This is a genomic window from Dactylosporangium sucinum (assembly GCF_014647515.1).
In the GTDB taxonomy this organism is placed as follows: Bacteria; Actinomycetota; Actinomycetes; order Mycobacteriales; family Micromonosporaceae; genus Dactylosporangium; species Dactylosporangium sucinum.
This window is the reverse complement of record NZ_BMPI01000013.1, coordinates 79109-99086: the sequence shown is the minus strand read 5'-3', so window position 1 is coordinate 99086 and position 19978 is coordinate 79109. Positions and strand designations below refer to the sequence as shown.

The window sequence follows — 19978 nt, the reverse complement described above, 5'->3', positions numbered from 1 at the left end:
TCACTTTCCGCTGACCGACCGGTTACGGCGCGAACGCACCGCCAGCTCCTCGGCGAAACGCTTGCCGAGAAGTTTGTCTACGGGGTGTCGGTCGATCTGATCCAGCGTGAAGCTGGACTCGGGGCGCGTCAGGCGGCTCATGTCCGAAGCGGAGGGGTCCGGGACCTCAAGCGCAACCGCGCGCGCTTCGTCGGCGTCGATGTTCTCGTAGGCCCATACGCCCCCGTCGTCTTCTCGCCGATGATCCTCGGTCACAAACCAGCTCCCGTTCGGATTCTGTGTCGCCAGTCGCCCATAGAAGCCGTTGTGGAAGTCCGGGGGCCATCTCCTCATGCGCCAGCAGGCGACGCCGTTCTCGAACTCACGCATCGTCAGAGACACTTTGCTCCTCCTGTGGGGTGATGGCGATCGTCGTACCCGACTCCGGCTCGGGAGGCAAAGGCCCACCTTTGCCTGGCATGACAGCGTTCTTCATCAGGCGCCTGGCTCATCCGTCCAGCGAGGGTGGCCGCAGGTCCCCCGGATTCCACCGAGCCCGAGTGGATCCAGCGCCTCCTTGTCGTCCAGGCCCGCGATCGCCGTCCGCATCTGTCTTGACTGCTGGTCATCGGTGTCCAGCCAGCCGATGGCGGACGCGCCCCTGTACGTCAATCTGCACCTCTGTCAATGGGAAGCCAGCCGCCACGACGTTAGGTAAACCAGTGGAACCTGACAATCGGCTATCTCGCGGAACCCAAGATCGGTTTGTCGCGCTTCAGTTCGGCCTCCTGTCCGGGCTGTCGCAAGATGCGCATGCGTAGGTGATGTGAGGGTCGCCCCGGCGGGGGAGTTCGAAGCGAACCAACGTACGTCTACAGTGGCCGCGGTCGTCCGCCGTCTGTCCGCTGCCCGGGGCCACTCCTGGGCGGCGTCGCTGGGCGCGGCGCACTGCGTCGGCGAAGGCCCGATGCTCGGTCCGCAGCACCACGCCCGGGTCCGGTCCAAGTAGCGAGCGCGTTGAGGACCAGACCACATCACCAACGACCGCCAAGGATTCCAGGATCGGTGTGCACGGGCGGACATTGACCCCTGCGCGTTTGGTCGCCAACACCTCAGCGGAGAGGTAGCCGTCGCGGTCCGGTTCGACCCAGACGGTCACCGGCTCGGCATTCGAGCCGGTGGCCGTGATCAGTCGGAGGTGCGGGATGAGTTCCCGCATCCCTACGAGTGGTGTCCGGGGCAGCCAAATGTCGACGGTAGACGCCCGGTCGAGGTCGCGCTTGAGACGCTTGACGACACCGTTCGTGATTCGTTCCGTGCTCGACGAAAACGTGAGCGACTTCTCCCACGGGAGGCGTGTGGCTTGGTCGAGCAGGTGCGCGAAGAACGTCGACACGGCATCGCGGGCACGGACCTTGTGCATCCGGTTCAGGGCAGCCACAACGACGAGATGGTCCCGGGCGCGGCTGGCTGCGACGTTGAGCAGGCGGGCGCCTTGGCTTCCCGCGTGTCCGTCGGTGAACCAGCGGTGCAGTGGCGTCACGCCGTAGCCGGTGTCGACGGTGTCGTAGACGATGACGTCGCGTTCGCCACCTTGGAAGCGGTGGACCGTGGAGGCCGCCCAGGTGTCGAGCATGGCTTTGGGAAGGAGCGACTCCAGCAGCCGGGCCTGGGGTGCAAACGGGGTGACCAGCCCGAGTTCAAGATTGTCGTCGCCATCCGGCCCAAGCAGTGCCGCGACCAGTTGGGCGTGCATGAGGTTGTACCGGGAGGTGACGCCCTGTCGGCGGGCGGTGCGTGGTGCGAGGCTTGAGGTATCGAGGACGATGAGCTCGTTGCATGCCCAAGCTGCCCGGCTGCGGCGGGCCCTGCGGGCCACGGCGGGTGCGGTGACGAGTTTGCTTTCGGGGTAGAAGGCGATGCTGACGACCTCGTTGATCGGCCCACGCATCCGGTACTGCTCGGTGAGGGCAGCCAGGCGAGCCGGCGGTCGCCCGCCGGCCACCGCATTGTCGATGCCCGACTTCTCGAACGGGCTGCGGTGCACCTGAGCGTTTGCAGTACAACCTGGTGCGAGGTCGCTGCGACGACGGCGGCTTCACGGCAGACCTGACGGCGCACCTGCGGCAGCATCCGGTCGAGTTCACGGACAAGGTCCTGGCGTTCGGCAATCTCCTTCTCCAGCTGCAGCCGCGTGCGCTCCTCATCCCTGGAGAGCTGGCGGTGACGGCGCTGCAGGGATGAGAGCTTCTCCCGAAGGTCCCGGAGCTTTCGGCCTTCCTTCGTTCGCCACTCGGCCAGAGGGGCGCCGCGGGTGGCGGCGATCTCGTCGATCAGGACGGGGCCGTCCGCGCGGTCGATCAATGACGGATCTGCCGGTTGCCCGAGGCGGACCAGCGTGCCCGGAGTGAGATCAGGCAATCGCTTCAACACCGCCTGGATCGCTACATCCAGGGCCGCGTTGGTCGGCGCGGTAAGCAGAATTCGCTGGCCGCCTTCGTAGAGCTTCGCCACCAACGATGCCAGCGTCGTGGTCTTGCCGGTGCCGGGCGGACCCCACAGCCAGGTGACCCCGGTGGTAAGTCCGAGCTGGACGGCATTTCGTTGGCCGAGATTGAGGTGCCGCAGCTCGTGGTCTGCCAGCTCGACGCCATCCGGCAGGTCTTCCGTGTGCTGGTGTGTCACCACCGCAGAGGCCGCCGCGGCGTCGAAGCCCGGCCCACCGTTGACCAGCTCCCTGAGTCGCTTGTTCTGCAGGTTCAGCAGCCACGAGAGGTCGCAACGGAGCACCGCATCCCTCGCGGCCGGCGCATCGTGGGGCACGGAGAGCGTGACCATGCTGCCGAACACCGCAACCACCTCGACGTCGAAGGCGTCACGCATCACGCTTCCTCACCTGCTCCTATCACCGGACGAGGATTTGACCGACAACACGACTTCTGGGGCCTTGTGCTGCGAGTCAGCCAGTCTTGCGGGTGTGACCAGGGTGGGTCTACCCGCCAGATGGCTGCCGATCAGCGGTGACCCCGCCCAGCCCACTGAGAAGGTCAAGGCGTGGCGCCGCCAGGGCATCAGGCGGCGCCACGGACGGGGCTACGGGTTGACCCAGTAGGCGAGGGTGTCGAACGACGGGGAGAACTGCACCTGGGCACCCTTCATCTGCGCCGCGGTGCCCTCGAAGACGAGGTTGCCCGTGACCGACTGTCCGGCACCGATGGTGCCGGAGTGGAGCTGGTTCTTCACGTCGATGCTGAAGCCGGTGTCGAGCTTGGTGCCGTCACCGGCGAGCATCGACCAGTCGAACGTGTTGTAGTCGATCGATCCCGCCTTGCAGGTGATCGAGACGGACACGACGATCACCTTGCCCTGCAGCTTGACGCTCTTGACGACGACCTCACCGGTCGAACCGTTCGCCATCGACAGGACGCCCACCTCGCCCACGGCGAACTTCTTCGGGCCCTCGGGGGCGGCGGCCTTGGTGTCCGCCGCCGCGCCGGCGACGGGCGCGCCCGAGCCGGTCGCGGCGGGCGCCTTGCTCACGGTGTCGCTCTTCGGGGCAGCGCCGCAGGCGATGACGAACAGTGCCAACGCGGCGGCCAGCCCGGTGACGATCTTGCGCATGGTGTTGTCGCTCCTTCGGGGATGAAGCCCCGGGCAGGCTGTCCCGGCACAGGGTGATGCGGTGGTGCGGGAGTCTGCGGCGGGCAGGTGATGACCGCCGGAAGCCTGGTTCGGGTGGCACCTGAGAAGCAGGTGCGGTGTCAATGAGAGCATCGTCTGTGAACTCTGTCAACGGACGATTTGCTTGACAGTCATGTAGACTGCGTTCGTGCAGGAATCGCCGAAGGTCACCGCCGCCGACATCGCCCGCCTCGCGGGCGTCGGACGCGCCGCCGTCAGCAATTGGCGGAAGCGCCATCTCGATTTCCCCGCGCCGGTCGGTGGCACGGCGAGTAGCCCCGAGTTCGACCTCGAGCACGTCGAAGACTGGCTCCGCCGACAAGGCAAGCTGCCAGAACTGTCCGCCGAAGACCGCGTGTGGTCGCACCTCGTGGCGGCCGGCGACAGCCTTGCCGCGACGCTCGGGGCGGCCGGCACTCAACTTCTTGCCCATCATCGCGGTGAGCCCCCGCCGGTGAGCGGCGATCTGCCGGCGTTTCAGGGCATGGTCGAGCTGGCCAGCGACCGCGGCGCACAGGCGGTGTTCGACGAGCTGTGGAGTCGATTCCTTCAAGCCCAGGCATGGCGGATCGGTGTCACCCCGGAGGCGTTGACCGAACTGATGATCGGCCTGTCCGGCGCTGCGGGTGGCATCGTGCTCGATCCGGCGTGCGGCACCGGCAACATCCTGCGGGCCGCCGTTCGCGCCGGCTGCACAACCGTGTACGGGCAGGAGATCGATGAGCATTCGGCCGGTATGGCCAAACTGTGGTTGGACTTCCGTGGCGTCCCCGGGGACGTCAAGGTCGGCGATTCCCTGCGCGCCGATGCCTACCCCGGGCTGGCGGCCGACGCGGTCGTGTCGAACCCGCCGTTCGGTGACACCAACTGGGGCCACGACGAGCTCGGCTACGACCCGCGGTGGGAATACGGCACACCGCCACGGACGGAGCCGGAGCTCGCTTGGGTTCAGCACGCACTTGCCCATCTTCGGCCGGGTGGCACCGCCGTGCTGCTGATGCCACCATCGGCGGCGAGTCGGCGCGCTGGTCGGCGCATCCGGTCGGAGCTGCTCCGACGAGGCGCGTTACGAGCGGTCATCGCGCTACCGGCGAAGGCGGCGGCGCCCCACGGCATCCCTCTACATCTGTGGATCCTGCGACGACCCGCATCGGGCGTGCACACGCCGACACACGCACTGCTGGTCGATGCGACCGACGGCGATCTCACCCCGGGGTATGACCGGACACTCGCGGCGTTCCGCGCGTTCGACAACGCCCCCGACGGTGCAGCGGAGGAGCCGGGATTCGCGCGGGCTGTCCCGGTCATCGAGTTGTTGGACGAGGACGTCGACCTAACCCCTGCCCGCAGACAGCCAGTGATGGACGCCAGGGACACCGGTGAACGGCTCGACGGCGTCCGGGACCGCTTGACGGCGCTGGTGGCGCAGCTGCCCGGGCTGATACCTGATTTGGTCGCCGGCCCGGAGGCCATGGCGACAACCGTGTCGGTGGCGGATCTGGCGAAGTCGGGGGCGCTGGAGATCATCGGTCCGGTGCGAGCAGCCGCCAAGCGGGGCGACAGCGTCGACGATCGCGTGACGCTGACCGGCAAAGACGTCGTATTCAACCGGGACGCCTCCGGCCGCGTCGGTGACGGACTGACCCCAGAGATCGTCCTGCGACCCGGCGACGTTGTAGTGCCCACCGTGGCACGGCAGCTCACCGCCCTCGTGGTGACTGTCGAAGGCCCACTCCTCGGCGCCAACCTCTACCTGCTGAGACCCAATCCGGCCGCGTTGGATCCCTGGTTCCTGGCCGGCCAGCTGCGCACCACGGCCAACGAACGGCAGGCGGTCAGTGTCTCAGGGGCGTTCCGGTTCGACGTCCGTCGAGCCCTGGTGCCACGGGCCGCACTCGAGGAGCAGCGCCGGCAGGGCGCGGCCTTCCGCCGTCTGGAATCCTTCGATGAAGTACTGCGCGGCACGGCCACCCTGGGCGCTGAGCTTGTCCGGATGACGGCCGATGGGCTCGCGCGGGGTGTCCTGCGTCCGCCCGCCGACGTTCCGGGCAGTGTTGACCTGGCATTGCCAGACGATGCCGCGCAGATCGACGGCGGTGTGGTCGGTGGCGGACTCCGCGACGACGAACGGCGCTGGTTTGGACTCGCACGCCAGGCGCTGGCGTCCCGCGTCGCGTCCTCCGACCCGGACGCCTCCTGGAACGCGGACGACCTCGTGTCCCAGCATGCCGTCTCGGTTTCACCACAGCTATGGTCGGCCGTCAGCGACTGGCTGCCGCCGTTCACTCAGACGGCCGGTCCAATGTGGCTGAGCCGCCGCACCGTCGCGGCCGTGGCCGTCGATTGTCGAGCAACGGGAGACTGGCTCCCGTTGCTCGTGACGTCCTTCATGTGGGGGCAGGGCAACAACGGTTACGGGCCTACCCGCCTCTCATGGATTCTCGACGGCAAAGACGGTCGTCCGGCGCCATCGCTCGACGAGATCCGGCACCGACTGGCCCAGGCCGTGCAAACCCTCGCCGACCGGGGAGCTGCCGAGGCCTACGAACTCCTGAACGGAGAGGGGCACATACCGGAGCTGGGGCCGGCGTTCTTCACGAAGTTCCTGTACTTCGCGGCCACGGCGATCGGGGCGCCACCACCCCGGCCGCTCGTTCTGGATAAGGTGCTCGCGGCACGGATGCGATGGTTCTGGGCCAGACGCGACCAGGAGTCCTACGGAGTGGACGCGGCGAAGGCGGCGTGGCTGTGGCAAGGCCCCCGCTGGACGACCTATCGATACCGGGTGTACCTGTCGTTTCTCAGCCGGGCGGCTGAGCAGCTGTCCACAGGCGGACAGCCATGGACTGCTGACCTGGTCGAGTATCTCCTTTTCGCCGGCAATCCGGCGGATGTCCTTGACGGATTTCCACGCGAACGCTCGTGACACTCGGGTCGGCCCCGCAGATAGGCCGTAAGGAGGAGCCGATTCCGGATGGCTTACGTCTACGGTCTACGGACCGATTAGAGCGTTTGATGGTCGAGCGGCCCGAAACGCGTGTACCGCAAACTTTGATGTTGTTCGACTCATAAGGAGCTTGGCGTGTCGAGCGCAACGATGGACACCCCCACGATCGGGTCGCTCGTAGCCGTTCGCGGTCAACGGTGGGTGGTCAGCGACGTCGAGACGGGCGAGCGTAGCAGCCTCGTCAGCCTGCAGAGCGTCGAAGACGGCCGGTACGGCCACACCCTGGAGGTGATCTGGGAGGTCGAACCGGGACGGCAGGTGCTGCCCAGCGGCTCCTTGCCCGACGTGGTCGAAGAGGCGTTCGACTCGCCGCAGCGACTCGCCGCGTTCCTCGACGCGGTGCGCTGGTCCGCGGTGACCTCGGCCGACGTCAAGACGTTACAGTCACCGTTCCGCTCCGGTGTCGCGATCGAGGACTATCAGCTGGAGCCGGTCGCGCGCGCCGTGGACGCGCCAAGGGTCAACCTCTTGCTCGCCGACGATGTCGGGCTCGGCAAGACCATCGAGGCCGGCCTGGTCGCTCAGGAGCTCCTGCTGCGTCACCGCGGCCGCCGCATCATGATCGTCTGCCCTGCTGGCCTCACCGTGAAGTGGCGCGACGAGATGGCTGAGAAGTTCGGCCTCGACTTCACCGTCATCGACACCGAGCGCTGCGCGCTCGTCCGGCGCACGCATGGTTCCGCCGCCAACCCCTTCGAGGTGTACCCGCAGAGCATCGTCAGCCTGCCCTGGCTGCGCGGGCCCAAGGCGCAACGGTTGCTGGACGAGGTGCTGCCCGCCGACGGACCCAGCTATCCGCGCACCTTCGACCTGCTCATCCTCGACGAGGCCCACCACGTTGCCCCAGCCGCGCCCAAGCAGGTCTACGCGGTCGACTCACAGCAGACCAAGCTCATCCGCCGGCTGGCGCCGCACTTCACCCACCGGCTGTTCCTGTCCGCGACACCACACAACGGGTACCAGGCATCCTTCACCGCTCTGCTGGAGATCCTCGACAACCAGCGCTTCGCGCGTGGCATGGAGCCCGACCCGACCGCGGTCAAGGAGACCGTCGTGCGCCGGCTCAAGCGCGACATCGTCAATGCAGACGGCACACCACGGTTCGCGCAGCGTCACACCCGCGCGATGCCGGTGGAGTACCCGGAGAGCGAACGGCAGGTACACGCGCTGCTCAAGGAGTTCGCGAAACTGCGCCGCGAACGGCTCAATACCCAGCGTGGCCGCAAGGCGACCGACCTGGTGACCCTGCTGCTCAAGAAGCGCCTGTTCTCCAGCCCGGCGGCGTTCGCGCACACCGTCGGGGTGTACCTCGAGACGCTGCGCTCGCGGAAATCGCCCGCCGTCCACCAGGTCGACGACGACGTGCCGGAGTGGATGGAGGACTTCTTCGACGACAGCGCCACCCTCGCCGACGAGGAACTCGCGGACGCCGAGGACGACGCGCTGGGCCGCACCCGACCGATGCAGCCCGACGCCACCGACGGCGAGATCGAGCTTCTGGAGCGGATGGAAGCGTGGGCGCTCGCGCACGAGGCCCAGCCCGACGCCAAGGCCAGCGAGCTCATCAAGTACCTCAAGGCTGTGTGCATGCCCGACGGCGAACACTGGCTCAACGAGCGCGTCGTGGTCTTCACCGAGTACCGCGATACGCAAATGTGGCTCGCCGAACTGCTCCGGCAGGAAGGGCTGGCCGGGACCGCACTGGCGCAGTTGCATGGCGCGGTCTCCACCGATGAGCGGGAACAACTGCGCCTCGCGTTCCAGGCCGATCCCACCGAGCACAGCGTCCGGATTCTGCTTGCCACCGACGCCGCCAGCGAGGGCATCGACCTGCAGCGGTACTGCCACCGGCTGGTCAACTACGACATCCCGTTCAACCCGAACAAGCTGGAGCAGCGGATCGGGCGTATCGACCGGTACGGGCAGCGGACCACGCCCGACGTCCGGCACTTCGTCGGCACCGGGTGGGGACACCAGGTCGACGGCTTCGAGGCCGACCTCGAGTTCCTGTCCCGCGTCGCGACCAAGGTCGCCCGGATGCAGTCCGACCTTGGGTCGGTCAACGCCGTCCTCGCCGACGCGGTACAGCGCCGGATGCTCGGTGAGGTCGTCGACTACGACGTCGACGCCGCCGGTAGCGGTACGGCCGAGTCCATCCCGGTCGATTCCAACGTCGGCGAGCAGGTCCGCCGGCTACGCGCCAACCTCGCCGAGACCATGCACGAGCTGGGCATCACGCCGGCGGCGGTCAAGCGGGTTGTCGACACCGCCCTCGAACTGGCCCGCCAGCAGCCGCTGAAGAAGCACGTCGATGATAAGCACCCGGTCGACGGGCTTTTCGCAGTACCGCCGCTGACCGGATCCTGGCAGCGGGCGGCGGCCGGCCTGACCGACAAGCTGCAGCGGGACGGCGAACCTCCGCGTCAGCTGCCGGTCGCGTTCGATCACACTGCCGCCCGCGAATTGGCGGAGCATGGTGGTACTGCCGTCCTTGCCCACCTCGGCCACCCGCTTGTCGCGATGTCGACCCGGCTGCTGCGGGCGGCCGTGTCGAACCGCGACGTCGGCCTGCACCGGGTCACCGCCGTGGTCAGCGACGACCCGGCGCTGGAAGACGTCCTGGTTGGCGCTTACTCGAGGTTCGTGCTGGTTGGCGCCGACGGGGTACGCCTGCACGAGGAGGTCCTGTACGCCGGAGGCTGGGCGCCGGAGGGTGGCCGGTTCCGCCGCCTAGAGAACCTGACAACGCTCGGCGGCATCCTCGACCGGGCGCTCACCAGCGGCACCGTCGCCTCGTCTCTGCTCCAGGGAAGACTCGCCGCACGGTGGCCTCGGATCACCGACGGCCTGCTCGCCGCGATCGACTGGCGGACCGCCATTCGGCGCGAATCCCTCGAACGCAAACTCGTCCAGCGCCAGCAGGCCGAGCAGGACCGGGTCACCTCGAACCTCGACCAGTTCGCCGCCTCATTGCGCGGCGCGCTCGCCGAGGACGAGGAGGAGGCGGAGAACGCCTTGTTCAGCCGTGCCATGGCGATCGCCGCGCACAAGAGCAAGGAGGAGCTGGCGCAGTTCCGCCGCGACCGCCAGTCCTGGGACGAGCGCCTCAAGAGCCTCGAGGTTGAACGGGACCGGGAACTGCAGACCATCGCCGATCGCTACCGCGATCCGAAGCCGCACCGGTTCCCCGTCGCGGTGATCTTTGTGGTACCGAGGGAGGAAGCGACCCGATGAGCCGGACGTTCAAGGGGCGCCCCGCCGCGCCCGACGGCGCACAGCAGCACCGTGACTGGCTCAGCCTCGTCGAGGTGAGCGGCCCCTTCCTCAGCCTGCCCGTCCTGCGGGCCACCTGGCCGACGCTCGACCCCATCGACAAAAAGGTCCGCGAACGGCTCCGGGTCGAGCACGCCGCCTGGCAGGACGACACCGCCGCCGGGCAGCCGGCCTGGATCCGGTACGTCCTCGGTGAGTTGCTCGGTTGGGCCGACGCGCTGCACCAGGACGGCCTCGACGACCTGACGGTGCGTATCGCCGAGCACGACACCGACCTCGTCCCGTCGTTCGTGCTCGCCGAGCCTGGCGAGGAGGTCAAGCCCGGCACGGTGCGGCTGCTCGGCCTGGTATGCCCGCCCGGCGACCGGCCCACCGCCCGCATCGCGGGCTCCGCCTGGAGCGCAACGCCGGTCGACCGCCTCGCACACCTGTGCCGCCACCACGACATCGAGCTCGGCCTGGCCACCGACGGCCGCTGGTGGGCATTCGTCTGGGCGCCGCGCGGCGGGGTCACCACGACGGCCGTGTTCGACACGGTCGCCTGGCCCGAAGCGGCCGAGCGGGACGTGGTGCGCGCGTTCGTCTCGCTGCTGAACCGGCGCCGGTTCTTCGGCGTGCCAGACGCCGAGCGGCTGGTGCCGCTGCTGCGCGACAGCCTGGACAACCAGGAGGAGATCACCGAGGCCCTCGGTGTCCAGGTCCGCAAGGCCGTCGAACTCCTGGTCGCCGCGATCGGCCGCGCCGACGTCCGGGAACGCGAACTCGGCGGCTCCGGTCTGGAGAACGTCAAGGCCCATGACGTGTACCGCGGTGCCGTGGCCGTCATGATGCGCATCGTCTTCCTGCTCTTCGCCGAGGAACGCAAGCTCCTGCCCTCGGACAACGAGTTGTACGCCACGGCATACTCCGCCGGCCGGCTCCGCGGCGAACTCGAGGACCGGGTCACCGAAGGAACAGAGGAGGACCTCGAACACACCTCGGCCGCGTGGCACCGGCTGCTCGCACTGTTCAACGCCGTATACCACGGCATCGAACACCCCCGCCTCGTCATGCACGCCCACGACGGTTCGCTGTTCGACCCCGAGGCGCACGCATGGCTGCCGCTCTCCATTGACGACCGGACCGTGCTGCACATGCTGCGCGCCGTCCAGCGCGTCGAGATCGGCACCGGCCGCTCCCGAGAGGTCCGCACGCTGAGCTTCCGGACCCTCGACGTCGAACAGATCGGCTACGTGTACGAGGGCCTGCTGTCCTTCGAAGGCTTCCGCGCCAGCGACGTGGTCGTCGGGCTCATCGGCAAGGAGGGCCAGGAGGAAGAGGTACCGATCACCGACCTGGAGGCGCTCCCGTCCGCACCGGCGGAACTGGCCGCCGCGCTGGCCGAGCGGTACAAGGACTCGAAGATCGGTTCCCCGGCGGCCCTCGCGAAGCGGCTCGCCCCGCTTCCCCAGGTCGAGCGCGAAGAGGCGCGCAAGAAGCTGCTCGCGGTGACCGGTGGCGACTACCCACTCGCCGAGCGGCTGCTACCGCTCTTCGGCATCATCCGTTCCGACTTGCGCGGCCTGCCGACGGTGATCCTGCCCGGCGCTCTGTTCGTCACTGAGTCGGCGCTGCGCAAGAACACCGGCACCCACTACACGCCTCGCTTCCTCGCCGAGGAGGTCGTCGAAGGAGCTCTGGAGCCTCTCGTCTACTCACCCGGCCCGCTGCAGACCGCCGACAAGGCGGAGTGGAAGCGCAAGCTGAGCAAGGACATCCTCGCGCTGAAGGTGGCCGACATCGCGATGGGCTCGGCGGCGTTCCTCGTCGCCGCCGCCCGATACCTCGGCGACCACCTCATCGAGGCCTGGTCCAATGAGGGAGACGAACGCGCGAAGGCGTTCCTGGCGACCGCATCGGACCGGCGCGCAGGCGTTGACGAGGACCCGCTCGTTATCGAGGCCCGGCGGCAGGTCATCGAGCACTGCCTGTACGGCGTGGACATCAACCCGATGGCAGTGGAGATGGCGAAGCTGTCCCTGTGGCTGGTGTCGATGGACCCGCAACGCCCGTTCACGTTCCTCGACGACCGCCTTGTGGCGGGTGATTCGCTGCTCGGTATCACGTCGCTGGACCAACTGGAGTACATGCACCTGAACCCGAAGCGCGGTCGTGATGTCCACGAGGACCTGTTCGGCTGGGCCGCCGGCGTGGCGCCACTGGTCCATGAGGTCGCCGACAAGCGCCGGCGTATCGCCGAGATCGACGGCGAGGATCCGGTCAATGCGCTCATCCAGAAGCGGGAACTCCTGGAGCAGATCGACGAGGACACCCGGCAGCTCCGGCTGTTCGCCGATCTGACGGTGGGCGCTGCCCTGGCCGGCGGTGGCCGTCGGGATGCGCTCTTCGTCGAGGCCGCCAAGCTCGCGAACGACGCCGCCGCGACCGCCGACGAGAAAGATGCTCGGCGGCAGCGGAGAAGATGGCTTGCGACGGACCACGTGCCGGGCTCTTTCGACCGTGAACCACTGCACTGGCCGCTCGTCTTCCCAGAGGTCTTCGAGCGCGGTGGCTTCGACGCCGTGATCGGCAATCCGCCGTTCCTGGGCGGAAAGAAAGTCACCGGCTCTCTGGGAACTGCCTACCGCGAACTGCTCGTCAACACGGTCGGCCGCGGGGCACGGGGCAACGCCGACCTGGTCGCCTACTTCGCGCTGCGGGCGCACGATGTGCTGAACGACATAGGCCAGACGGGCATCATCGCCACCAACACCCTTGCGCAAGGCGACACCCGCGAGGTGGGTCTCGATCAAATCGTGGCCGAATTTGGGACCATCCGACAGGCTATCAAGAGCAAACCGTGGCCATCGAAATCCGCAGTTCTGGAGTTCTGTGCCGTCTGGACGAGCCGTCTGACGCCGGTCGATGGAATAAAGCATCTCGCCGACGGTCTGCTTGTCGAGGCGATCACGCCGTCGCTCGATGCTGCGTCCCGCGCGAAAGGCAATGCATACCGACTGGTGCTGAACGGAAACATGTCGCACATCGGCTCATACGTCCTTGGCATGGGCTTTACCATGACGCCGGATGCCGCCGCCGTATTGATACGCAAGGACGCCCGCAACAAGGATGTTTTGTTTCCTTTCCTGAACGGGCAGGATCTGAATTCTCGGCCGGGTCAGAGCGGGAGTCGTTGGATCGTCAACTTCCATGACTGGAGTGAGGAACGCGCACGGTCGTACCCCGACTGTTACGAGCAGGTGTATCGCACGGTGAAGCCGGAGCGCGACAGGAATAAACGGAACGTATATCGCAATAAATGGTGGCAGTATGCTGAAAAGCAGTCTTCAATGGTTGAGGCGATTGCGCCGTTCAGCCGTGTTATCGCGATCACTCTTGTGAGTAAGACGGTCATGCCGGTCATGGTGCCGACCGGTCAGGTGTTCTCGCACGCGCTCGGAGTGTTCGCGACGGATGACACCGCGATGCTGGCATTGCTTTCCGGTGCGCCGCATTACTGGTGGGCGGTAAGCCGTGCCTCGACGATGAAGGCTGACCTTCGGTACACGCCGTCCGATGTGTTCGAGACATTGCCGTTGCCGGAGACGACCAGGGACATGCGCCGACTTGGGGATCTGCTGGACCGGCGGCGGCGCGAGATCATGGATTCCCGCGTCGCAGGCCTGACGGCGACCTATGGCCTCGTCAACGACGCCAGCTGCCAGGACGACGACGTCGAGGAACTGCGGCAAATTCACCGGGAGATCGATGCGGCGGTGTGCGCTGCGTACGGATGGGACGAGTTGCTGCGGCAGGGGCTCGACCACGGTTTCCACAAAACCGGGCCGTATACCCGCTATACAGTGGGCCCGGCCGCACAGCGCGAGATGGTCGATCTGCTTTTGGAGCTCAACCACCGGCGGTATTCCGAAGAAGAGGCGAAAGGGTTGCACGACAAGAAGAAGGCCGCCGCCCGCAAGGCTTCAGGCTCGTCGGAGCAGGAGGCGATGTTCTGATGGCCGGCGCCCAGGAAAGCCTCTTCCCGCACCCACGTGGCGAGCAGGAGCGGCTGCCGTTGCCGCAGGAGACCGAGCCGGAGCAGCCGCCCCCCATCCCGCCGTTGGATGTGCCGCAGGCGTTCAGCGATGCCAGTTCGTACCAGGTCCGGGACGAACTTGAAGACCTGGTGCGGCGGGACCTTCTCGGGCCCTGGGATGGCGAGACGGAGCAGTTCCGGCCGAACGCCATGGGGCCGCGCGAACGGTACCTCGTCGGCATGCTCGGCCCGCGGTCCCGGCCGAAGTCCGACGGCACGCAGGCCGATGCGGCGCAGGACGTGGAAGCCTCGACGGCGCAGGGCGACGGGAGCGAGGCGGAGCTGCCGGAGGTGCTGACGCCGCAGTCGCTCGGGAAGCTGTGGGCGTCGTCGATGGGGCTGTCATTCGCGGTGCCGAACGACGTTGACGCGTTGCGCGTGACAGCGACGTGGGGTCGGTACGGCAAGAAGGAGGCCGAGGACGAGAACGGCAAGAAGCGCAGCGTCTGGGCGCGGGAGCCGGTGTCGTACTCCAAGGAGATCCGCCTGGACGGCGACCCGTCGGCGCGGCTGTCGCTGACTGGTGCCGACCCGGACGCGCCGGGTGTTCTGCTCGCCGTGGACGTGCGGCCCCGGGACGGCCAGCGGGTCGTGCAGCTGGTGCTGATCAACACCCAGCTGGAGCCGGTCGTCAACAGCGACACGGCGTGGCTGTTCCAGCCGGCGATGACGGTGACGGCCCTGGACGGTGCGGCGGCGGTGTTCCTGCCGATCGACGATCCGCTCGACGATCTGCGGTCGGCCGGCGGCGACCTTGAAGAGGCGCATCTGCGGCTGCTGTACCGGGCGCAGCGGCGATACGCGTCCGGGCGCAACGTGGCGGTCCACCCGTCGGTGCGCGACGAGGAGCGGTGCGCCTACCGGTTGGAGACGACGTGGCTGCCGACGTACAACGTGCCGGCCACGGTGGCGCCCGTCGGGAAGGGGACTCCGCTGGCCTCCGTCGAACTGTCGATGGATGCCCTCGCCACCGAGGAGATCGGCAAGCTCAGGACCGGGCTGATGCCGCTCGCGGACGGGTACGCCGCGTGGCTGGAGGAGCAGGAGGCCGAGATCCCGGCGTTGCCGGAGCCGCTGCGCGCCGCCGCCGAGTCGGCCGTGTTCGTGGCGAAGAAGGCCGCCATTCGGATCCGGGCCGGCATCGACCTGCTCACCGACCCGAAGCTGAAGGGCCATGACGACGCTCTCGCCGCGTTCCGGTTCGCGAACCAGGCGATGGCTTTGCAGCGTCGGCACACCGAGATCGGCCGGCTGCGCGAGGAACATGGGCTGTCCTATGTGGATGCAAAGGCCAAGGTGGATGAGCGGGGACCCTCGGCGGCGTCGTGGCGACCATTCCAGCTCGCGTTCGTCCTGCTCAACATTCCGTCGCTGACCGACCCGGACCACCCTGAGCGGGCCGCCAACCACACGGCCACCGTCGACCTGCTGTTCTTCCCGACCGGCGGTGGCAAGACGGAGGCGTACCTCGGCCTCACCGCGTTCACCTTCGCGATCCGCCGGCTCCAGCGCGCGATCGGCGCCGGCGCGGACGCCCGCACTGGCATGGCGGGAGTGGCCGTCCTGATGCGGTATACGCTGCGGCTGCTCACCGCGCAGCAGTTCCAGCGGGCCGCGGCGCTGGTGTGTGCCGCCGAGGTGCTGCGCCGCGAGCGCGCGGACCGGTGGGGAGCCGAGCCGTTCCGGATCGGGCTGTGGGTCGGCGGCGGGGTTTCGCCGAACTGGTTCGAGGAGGCCGCCGAGCAGATCGCCGAGGCCCGCGAGGCCGGCGACGGCAAACGCACCAACGTCCTGCAGACGCTGTCGTGCCCGTGGTGCGGCACGAAGCTGCGGGCCCACCAGGACCTGCACGTCAATGTTGACACGCGCCGGGTGCTGCTGCACTGCCCGCGCGGCGAAGGCGACGACGCGTGCCCGTTCTCCCGGACCCGCTCGCCCGAGGGGCTGCCGATCCTCACGATCGACGAGGAGATCTATCGGTACCTCCCAAGCCTCGTCATCGCGACCGTCGACAAGCTGGCGCAGCTGCCGTGGCGAGGCTTCGCCGGCCTGCTGTTCGGCCGGGTACGCCAGCGGTGCCCGCGGCACGGGTACCGGCACGACGACCTGGACGCCAAGACCGGCTGTACCAGTCGGCACAACAAGAAGGGCAATCTGGACGCGGTCGCCAGTGAGCCGGTCGCACGGCTGCGGCCACCGGACCTCATCGTCCAGGACGAGATGCACCTCATCTCCGGAGCGCTGGGCACGACGGTCGGGCTCTTCGAGGCGGCGGTCGACGAGCTGTGCACCTGGCCGCTGCCCGGCGGCGGCGCGGCCGGACCGAAGATCGTCGCGTCCACGGCAACCACGAAGCGCGCCCGGGAACAGGTGCTCGGCGTGTTCGGTCGGGAGCTGGCGGTCTTCCCGCCGCCGGTCATCGACATCGCCGACACGTTCTTCAGCCGGCAGGTCCCGCTGACGAAAGCAGATCCGGGCCGCCGGTACCTCGGCGTCTGCGCCCACGGCGTGCGGCTGAAGTCCGCGGAGATCCGTCTCGCCGAGATCCTGCTGATCGCCGGGCAGACGCTGTTCGACCGGTACGGCGAGCCGGCCGACCCGTACCTGACGCTGGTCGGCTACTTCAACGCCACCCGTGAGCTGGCCGGTATGCGCCGCTACCTCGACGATGACGTGGCAACGCGGGTGCGCACGCACGGGCGCCGTAAGGGGCTGTCCGATCGGCTCATCACGGGTACCCAGATGCTCGCGATTCAGGAGTTGACCTCCCGGATCTCCTCGGCCGACATCAGCGATGTGCTCAAGCGGCTGGAGATCGGCTTCGACCCAGAGCTGGACACCTCGGTCCGGCGACGCGCCATCGCCGACGACGTGCGGGAGGCAATGCGGACGAGAACGACCTCCAACCCGAAAATCGTGGTGCACCCGCTGGCGGACCGGCAGCGCGACCGGGCCCAGCAGGACCGGATCCCGGTCGACGTCGTGCTGGCCACGTCCATGCTTCAGGTCGGCGTCGACGTGTCGCGGTTCGGGCTGATGGTCGTCACCGGGCAGCCGAAGAACACGGCCGAGTACATCCAGGCGTCCTCCCGCGTCGGCCGCGACGCGAAGCGCCCGGGGCTGGTGGTGACGCTCTACAACTGGACCCGGCCGCGGGACCTCGCGCACTTCGAGGACTTCGAGTACTACCACGCGACGTTCTACCGCCAGGTCGAGGCGCTTTCCGTCACCCCGTACACCCGCCGGGCCCTGGACCGGGGTGTGGCCGCGACGGTCGTCGCGGCCGTACGCAACGCGGAGGAGGCGTTCTCCCGCAACCTCGACGCCCACGATGTGCCGCTCGACGGCCCGGAGGTCGGCAGGATCGTCGACCGGCTCCTGGCGCGGGCCGAGGCGATCGGCGGCCCGCGCGGCCGCGGCTACTTCGAGGAGCGACTCAGGGACCTCATCGACAAGTGGAACAAGAAGCGGACCGGCTCGACCCGCCTGGGCTACCAGGCGGGGACGTTCAAGCAGCAGCAGCTGGTGGGCCTGCTGGAGCAGGCCGGCAACGGCAAATGGGGCGACCTGACCGTCGGGATGTCCATGCGTGAGACCGAGAACGAGATCAACCTGCTGGTGCCGGCCGGTGGGGACGTGCTCAACGCGCTGTACAACGCGCCGCAGTGGGCCTTCGCGGGCGGCGACGCGCCGCCGACCGAGGAGGAGTTGCCCGACGGTGACGAACTCGGCGAGTCCACGCTGACCGGGAAGGGCCTCTGATGGCGGCGAACCACTTCCGGCGGGTCGGCGCGGTCCGGCCGAGCCACCTCATGTTCACAACGGGCGTGGGCGCGTTGGTCGACCTGCCGAACTTCTCCGTGCTCGTGCGCGGGCTGGAGGACTGGAACTACGGGCATCCCGGGTGGGAGCCGATCGCCGAGCCCCGGCTGCTCGCCGCCGTGCGGGCCATGGGCTTCCGCACCGTCGACCAGCTGCGCCCGGCGCCGTGGATGGAGGGCACGGACAAGGACCCGCAGGGGCCGGCGGCCAAGGTCGGTGTGCCGACGGTGCCGTTCCCGGGCTGGCTGCGCTGCACCGTCTGCGACGAGCTTGCTCCGCTCGACTCGGGCGTCTTCGGGTTCGAGAACCTCAAGGCCCGCAAGCCGCACGAGGCGCGGTTCTTCCACGCCAACTGCCCCCGCAAGAAGAGTGGGCGCAAGCCGCTCGCCGTCGGAGCCCGGTTCGTGCTCGCGTGCACGACCGGGCATCTCGACGACTTCCCGTACGCCCACTTCGTCCACCACGGCGGCGCCTGCCCGAAGGTGAGCCACCCGCGGCTGCGGATGGACGACCGCGGCGGCAACCTCGGGGCCAACGTCGAGATCCGCTGCCTGAACTGCGGCGCGCGGCGCAACATGCGCGAGGTCCTGGGCCAGCGGGGCGCGGAGAAGCTGCCAAAGTGCCGCGGCCGGCGCGCGCACCTCGGCGACTTCGACCCGCATGGCTGCCCGAACAGCCAGGTGAAGCTGCTGGTCGTTGGCGCGTCCAACCAGTGGTTCGCGCAGACGTTGTCGGCGCTCGCCGTGCCGAAGACCGGCGCGAGCGAGCTACAGACGAAGGTCGACCAGTACTGGGGAAACCTCGAAGGCCTCAAGGTCATCGAGATGCTCCCTTACGCGCGTGACAACGTGTCGCAGTTGCGGGAGTTCTCGGATTGGTCGGACGACGAACTGTGGGCCGCGATCGAGCAACACCGCGCCGGGCCGAAGCCCGCCGACGACGGGAACGCCTATCCGGACCTGCTTACCCCCGAGTGGGAGATTTTCACCACCACGGGGTCGCTGCCGAAGACCGACGACTTCACGCTGCGTCGTGACCCGGCCGGGGTGCCACCGCAACTGAAGGAGTGCTTCGCCGACGTCGTGCAGGCCGAGCGCCTCCGTGAGGTTCGCGCCCTCATCGGCTTCACCCGGCTCGATTCGCCCGACCCCGACGACCCCGGTCTGGTGACCCGGGCACCGCTGTCGCGGTCCGCACCGACGTGGGTGCCGGCGAGCGAGGTGCGCGGTGAGGGAATCTTCTTGCGGGTGCCCGACGACCTGCTTGACGCGTGGGTGGGACGAGCCAAGGCTTCCAGCGCCATGGAGGCGCACCGGGGCGCCTATGGCCGCTTCCGCCGCAACCGGTACTCGGACCGGATCACCGGCCCGTTCGACGAGATGCGGCTGTGGCCGGGTGAGCGGTACATCGCGCTGCACACCCTGTCGCACCTGCTGATCCGCACGATCGCCCTGGAGTGCGGGTACAGCTCCGCCAGCCTGTCTGAGCGGATCTACGCGGGTACCGATGGCGACCCGCGTGGCGGCATCCTCATCTACACCGCCGTACCCGACGCCGAGGGCACGCTCGGTGGGCTCGTGTCGCTGGCCGAGCCGGATCCGCTGGTGCGGCTGACCCGACGTGCCCTCGCCGAGGCTATGCACTGCTCGTCCGACCCGCTGTGCGCCGAACGGCTCCCCGAGTTCCCGGAGGAGTTCCTGCACGGCGCTGCCTGCCACGTGTGCCTATTCGTCTCCGAAACCACCTGCGAGCGCGGCAACCGGTTCCTCGACCGGCGGTTCGTGGTGCCGATCGACGACCCCGACCTCGCGCTCTTCCGAGAGCTGCCGTGACCTCCGTCGAGGCGTTCGAGTCGGCGGCCGTCGCGGCCGTGGCCCGGCTGGGCGCGGTGCACCTGCGTGCGTTGGCCGATCGGATCGCGGCCGGCTGGCCGGATCATGCGGCCCTGGACGCAGTGGCGGTGCCCGGATTCGCGGCGGCGGCGAAGGCGGTCCTGGACGCACAGCGCGATGCCGCGCTGCCGGACGTCGAGGCCGCCGCCTACCTGCGTGGGGTGGCGGCCGGACACGCCCAGCAGGCCGCCGCCGTGCGGGTCGAGTCAGTGTGGAGCGGTCCGGGTACCCACCGGGTGCCGGTCCGCT

The 19978-nt window shown here is 68.4% G+C and carries 9 protein-coding genes and 1 pseudogene; 6 read left to right on the top strand and 4 right to left on the bottom strand.

Annotated features, from left to right (window positions below; translation table 11 throughout):
• The 4 genes and pseudogenes from IEZ31_RS15585 to IEZ31_RS15570 all read right to left on the bottom strand — a co-directional run bounded on the left by IEZ31_RS15585 (nt 1) and on the right by IEZ31_RS15570 (nt 3600).
• Nucleotides 1-369 (bottom strand): hypothetical protein, encoded by a 369-nt coding sequence (locus IEZ31_RS15585; RefSeq protein ID WP_190250560.1) that lies wholly within the window; start codon nt 367-369, stop codon nt 1-3.
• A 385-nt stretch (nt 370-754) separates the two neighbouring features.
• Nucleotides 755-2026, bottom strand: coding sequence for a C-terminal helicase domain-containing protein (locus IEZ31_RS15580; protein ID WP_190250559.1), 1272 nt, complete (start codon nt 2024-2026; stop codon nt 755-757).
• A 62-nt stretch (nt 2027-2088) separates the two neighbouring features.
• Nucleotides 2089-2817 (bottom strand): annotated as a pseudogene (locus IEZ31_RS59365) (AAA domain-containing protein); the annotation flags it as partial.
• 255 nt (nt 2818-3072) lie between these two features.
• Entirely contained in the window at nt 3073-3600 is a 528-nt protein-coding gene (locus IEZ31_RS15570) for a DUF4352 domain-containing protein (RefSeq protein ID WP_190250558.1), read from the bottom strand.
• 208 nt (nt 3601-3808) lie between these two features.
• Here IEZ31_RS15570 and IEZ31_RS15565 point away from each other — a divergent pair, with 208 nt between their 5' ends.
• The 6 genes from IEZ31_RS15565 to IEZ31_RS56615 all read left to right on the top strand — a co-directional run.
• Nucleotides 3809-6586 carry an HsdM family class I SAM-dependent methyltransferase gene (locus IEZ31_RS15565; protein ID WP_190250557.1) on the top strand — a complete coding sequence of 926 codons (2778 nt, stop codon included), beginning with the start codon at nt 3809-3811 and terminating at the stop codon, nt 6584-6586.
• A 156-nt stretch (nt 6587-6742) separates the two neighbouring features.
• Nucleotides 6743-9901 carry a DISARM system SNF2-like helicase DrmD gene (drmD, locus tag IEZ31_RS15560; RefSeq protein ID WP_229835104.1) on the top strand — a complete coding sequence of 1053 codons (3159 nt, stop codon included), beginning with the start codon at nt 6743-6745 and terminating at the stop codon, nt 9899-9901.
• Nucleotides 9898-13935, top strand: a complete 4038-nt coding sequence (locus tag IEZ31_RS15555; protein ID WP_190250556.1) for an Eco57I restriction-modification methylase domain-containing protein — start codon at nt 9898-9900, stop codon at nt 13933-13935. The genes drmD and IEZ31_RS15555 overlap by 4 nt, the downstream gene beginning before the upstream one ends.
• Complete coding sequence (gene drmA / locus IEZ31_RS15550; protein ID WP_190250555.1) at nt 13935-17777, top strand: DISARM system helicase DrmA; 3843 nt, start codon at nt 13935-13937, stop codon at nt 17775-17777. The genes IEZ31_RS15555 and drmA overlap by 1 nt, the downstream gene beginning before the upstream one ends.
• On the top strand, nt 17777-19669 hold the full coding sequence (drmB, locus tag IEZ31_RS15545; protein WP_190250554.1) for an MrfA Zn-binding domain-containing protein: 1893 nt from the start codon (nt 17777-17779) through the stop codon (nt 19667-19669). Before drmA ends, drmB begins: the two co-directional genes overlap by 1 nt.
• Nucleotides 19666-19978 (top strand): hypothetical protein (locus tag IEZ31_RS56615; RefSeq protein ID WP_229835095.1); only part of this gene is annotated, 313 nt, incomplete at its 3' end. The genes drmB and IEZ31_RS56615, both read left to right, overlap by 4 nt.

What these genes read in the sequence shown, in the direction of transcription:
- IEZ31_RS15555 (WP_190250556.1), top strand. Translation starts at nt 9,898, where the DNA reads ATGAGCCGGACGTTCAAGGGGCGCCCCGCCGCGCCCGACGGCGCACAG.
- drmB (WP_190250554.1), top strand. Translation starts at nt 17,777, where the DNA reads ATGGCGGCGAACCACTTCCGGCGGGTCGGCGCGGTCCGGCCGAGCCAC.
- IEZ31_RS15585 (WP_190250560.1), bottom strand. Translation starts at nt 369, where the DNA reads ATGCGTGAGTTCGAGAACGGCGTCGCCTGCTGGCGCATGAGGAGATGG.
- drmA (WP_190250555.1), top strand. Translation starts at nt 13,935, where the DNA reads ATGGCCGGCGCCCAGGAAAGCCTCTTCCCGCACCCACGTGGCGAGCAG.
- IEZ31_RS15570 (WP_190250558.1), bottom strand. Translation starts at nt 3,600, where the DNA reads ATGCGCAAGATCGTCACCGGGCTGGCCGCCGCGTTGGCACTGTTCGTC.